The 3,745-nt window shown below is 74.0% G+C and carries 4 protein-coding genes; 2 read left to right on the top strand and 2 right to left on the bottom strand.

The window, feature by feature from the left end; all coding sequences use genetic code 11:
- Positions 1–832 (top strand): zinc-binding dehydrogenase (locus tag FGF04_RS01005; protein ID WP_149509422.1); only part of this gene is annotated, 832 nt, incomplete at its 5' end.
- Positions 833–969: 137 nt separating this feature from the next.
- Here the strand turns inward: FGF04_RS01005 and FGF04_RS01000 are convergent.
- Positions 970–1,959, bottom strand: a complete 990-nt coding sequence (locus tag FGF04_RS01000; RefSeq protein ID WP_149509247.1) for a GlxA family transcriptional regulator — start codon at positions 1,957–1,959, stop codon at positions 970–972.
- Between the two features lie 71 nt (positions 1,960–2,030).
- Here FGF04_RS01000 and FGF04_RS00995 point away from each other — a divergent pair, with 71 nt between their 5' ends.
- Positions 2,031–3,344, top strand: a complete 1,314-nt coding sequence (locus FGF04_RS00995; protein WP_149509246.1) for an MFS transporter — start codon at positions 2,031–2,033, stop codon at positions 3,342–3,344.
- Here FGF04_RS00995 and FGF04_RS00990 read toward each other — a convergent pair.
- Positions 3,334–3,745: flavin reductase family protein (locus FGF04_RS00990; protein ID WP_149509421.1), on the bottom strand; the 412-nt coding region annotated here is incomplete at its 5' end. The two genes, FGF04_RS00995 and FGF04_RS00990, sit on opposite strands and share 11 nt — an antisense overlap.

Genomic DNA, 3,745 nt, shown 5'->3' with positions numbered 1-3,745 from the left:
CGTGCGGCCGGGGGACCACGTCTGCCTGTCCACGCTCGCCAACTGCGGCGCCTGCGCCGAGTGCGACCGGGGCCGGCCCACCATGTGCCGCAAGGCCATCGGGCGGCCGCAGCAGCCGTTCACGCGGCACGGGGAGCCGCTGTACCAGTTCGCGTCCAACTCCGCCTTCGCGGAACGCACGGTGGTCAAGGCCGTGCAGGCGGTCCGCATCCCCGAGGACGTCCCGATGGCCTCGGCCGCCCTCATCGGCTGCGCGGTCCTGACCGGGGTCGGGGCCGTGCTGAACCGGGCCCGGGTGGACCGCGGGGACAGCGTCGTCGTCATCGGCGCGGGCGGGATCGGGCTCAACGTGCTGCAGGGGGCGCGGATCGCCGGTGCGCTCACGGTGGTGGCGGTCGACTCCAACCCGGCGAAGGAGGAGGCGGCGCGGCGGTTCGGGGCCGGGCACTTCCTCACCTCCGTGGCGGAGGTGCGGGACGTCCTGCCGAACGGGGCCGACCACGTCTTCGAGTGCGTGGGGCGCGTCGAGCTCGTACGGGAGGCCGTCGACCTGCTCGACCGGCACGGGCAGGCGGTGCTGCTCGGGGTGCCGGCGGTGGACGCCGAGGCGTCCTTCCTCGTCTCGTCGATGTTCCTGGACAAGTCGATCCTGGGGTGCCGGTACGGGGCGTCGCGGCCGCAGCGGGATGTCGCGCTGTACGCGGAGCTGTACCGGGAAGGGCGGTTGCTGCTGGACGAGTTGGTGACCTGCACGTATCCCGTCGGGGATTTCGAGGAGGCGGCGGCGGAGGCGGCCGCCGGGCGGGTCGCCCGGGGGGTTCTGACGTTCTGACCTCCGCGGCCGGGTGCGGGTGCGTCGTGGCCGTTCGCGCAGTTCCCCGCGCCCCCAAAAGGGGCGCGGGGAACTGCGCAGTCTTTTAGGGGCGCGGGGAACTGCGCGACCAGCCCCCACCGGGCCGCGGACGGATCTCAGCGGAACGTCCGGCGGTAGGACGTGGGGGTCACCCCCAAGGTGGCCCCCAAGTGCTGCCGCATCGACTGCGCCGTGCCGAAGCCCGCGTCCGCCGCCACCTGGTCCATCGACAGGTCCGTGGACTCCAGGAGGTGCCGCGCCCGCTCCACCCGCTGCTGGGTGAGCCACTGCCCGGGGCTGACCCCCACCTCCTCGCGGAAGCGCCGCGTGAACGTCCGTACCGACATCGACTCCTGCGCGGCCATGTCCCGCAGCTGGATCGGCTCGTGCAGCCGGCCCAGCGCCCAGGCGCGGGCGGCGGTGGTCGTCGCCAGCTGCGGTTCGGGGACCGGCCGGTGGATGTACTGCGCCTGCCCGCCGTCCCGGTGCGGCGGCACGACCGTGCGGCGGGCCACCTCGTTGGCGACGGCGGTCCCGTGGTCGCGGCGCACGATGTGGACGCACAGGTCGATGCCCGCGGCCACCCCCGCGGACGTCAGCACGTCCCCGTCGTCGATGAACAGCACGTCCGCGTCGACCCGCACCTTCGGGAAGAGCCGCTGGAAGTGCTCGGCGGACGACCAGTGCGTGGTCGCCGGGCGCCCGTCGAGCAGCCCGGCCGCGGCCAGCACGTATCCGCCCGTGCAGATGGAGACCAGCCGGGTGCCCGGCCGGATCAGGGCGAGGGCCGCGGCCAGTTCGTCGGTGAGCACGCCCTCCTCGTGGACCGGCCCGAGCTCGTAGGAGGCCGGGACGACGACGGTGTCGGCGGTGGCCAGAGCCTGCGGCCCGTTCTCGACGAGCACGGAGAAGTCGGCGTCCGTCTCGACCGGGCCCGGCGGTCGGACCGAGCAGGTGAGGATCTCGTACAGCTTGCGGCCCCGCGCGTCCACGGCGCGGTCGAAGATGCGGTGCGGGATGCCCAGCTCGAAGGGGAGGAGGCCGTCCAGGGCGAGGACGACGACACGGTGCGGGCGGAACGGGCTGTGCGCCGGATGCGTACCCATGGCCCGATCCTAGCGAACGCTGTCCTTCGGGCCACTCGTCCGGCGGGGGCGCACGGCGGAGGCTCTATGACGTGACACAGACAACCGACACGGCCGCCCTGACGCCCGCCGAGGGACCCGGCACCGGGCGGCGGCGTACGCGGACGCACCGGGTGCACCGGGCGTGGTTCGTGGCCGCCGTCACCTTCGTGACGATCATCGGCGCGGCGGCCTTCCGCTCCCTGCCGGGCCTGCTGATCGACCCGCTGCACGAGGAGTTCGACTGGTCGCGCGGCACGATCGGGCTCGCGGTCTCCGTCAACCTCGCGCTGTACGGGCTGACGGCGCCGTTCGCCGCGGCGCTGATGGACCGGTTCGGCATCCGGCGGGTCGTCGCGTCCGCCCTGGTCGTGATCGCGGTCGGCTCGGGCGCCACGGTGTGGATGACCGCGGCCTGGCAGCTGCTGCTCTGCTGGGGGCTGCTGGTGGGCCTCGGCTCCGGCTCGATGGCGCTCGCCTTCGCCGCGACCGTCACCAACCGCTGGTTCACCGAGCGGCGCGGCCTCGTCACCGGCATCCTCACCGCCGCCTCGGCCTCCGGCCAGCTGATCTTCCTGCCCGTGCTGTCGTGGATCGTCTCGGAGCACGACTGGCGCCCGGCCGCCGTGACCGTGGCCCTGGCGGCGCTGACGGTCGTGCCGTTCGTCTGGCTGCTGCTGCGCGACCACCCGGCGGACGTGGGGCTCGCGCCGTACGGGGCGCCCGAGTTCGTGGAGAAGCCCCCGCCGGTGCCGGGGGCGGCGCGCAGGACGGTGCGGGTGCTCCTCTCCGCCGCGCGCACCGGGCCCTTCTGGCTGCTCGCGGGTACCTTCGCGATCTGCGGCGCCTCGACCAACGGCCTGATCCAGACGCACTTCGTGCCCGCCGCCCACGACCACGGCATGCCCATCACGGCGGCCGCCTCGCTCCTCGCGGTGATCGGCGTCTTCGACGTCGTCGGCACGATCGCCTCCGGCTGGTTCACCGACCGCTTCGACCCGCGCCGCCTGCTCGCGGTCTACTACGCCCTGCGCGGCGTCTCGCTCCTCTTCCTGCCGCTGCTCCTTGGCCCCTCGGTGCATCCCCCGATGGTCTTCTTCATCGTCTTCTACGGCCTCGACTGGGTCGCCACCGTGCCGCCCACCCTCGCCCTGTGCCGTGAGCAGTTCGGCGACGACAGCGCCATCGTCTTCGGCTGGGTCCTCGCCTCGCACCAGGTCGGCGCCGCGCTGGTCGCCTTCCTCGGCGGCGTGGCCCGGGACGCCTTCGGCTCGTACGACGTGATGTGGTACGCCTCCGGGGCGCTGTGCGCGATGGCCGCGCTGCTCGCCCTGGTGATCCGGCGGCGGGAGACCGTCAGGCCGTGAAGCCGCCGAAGCGGCCCCGGTGGAACAGCAGGGGCGCGCCGTCGCCGTCGTCGTCGCAGGTGCCCAGGGCGTCCACCCTGCCCACCACGATCAGGTGGTCGCCGCCGGGGTGGACGGCGTGGATCGTGCAGTCGGCCCACGCCGTGGCGCCGGTCAGGCGCGGGGAGCCGGAGACCGGGGACGGGGTGTGGCCGACTCCGGCGAACTTGTCCCCGCCGCTCACCGCGAAGCCGCGGCACAGGTCGCCCTGGTGCGCGCCCAGGACGTTCACGCAGAAGGCGCCCGCGCGGGCGATGCGGGGCCAGGTCGTGGACGTGCGCGCGACCATGAACACGACCAGGGGCGGGTCGAGGGAGAGGGCGGCGAAGGACTGGCAGGCGAAGCCGGCGGGGGATCCGGAC

The sequence above is a fragment of the Streptomyces apricus genome, assembly GCF_008369065.1.
Lineage (GTDB): Bacteria > Actinomycetota > Actinomycetes > Streptomycetales > Streptomycetaceae > Streptomyces > Streptomyces apricus.
This window is presented reverse-complemented; position numbering and strand designations above follow the sequence as displayed.

Coding starts and splice junctions, on each gene's coding strand:
- FGF04_RS01000 (WP_149509247.1), bottom strand. CDS start 1,959: ATGGGTACGCATCCGGCGCACAGCCCGTTCCGCCCGCACCGTGTCGTC.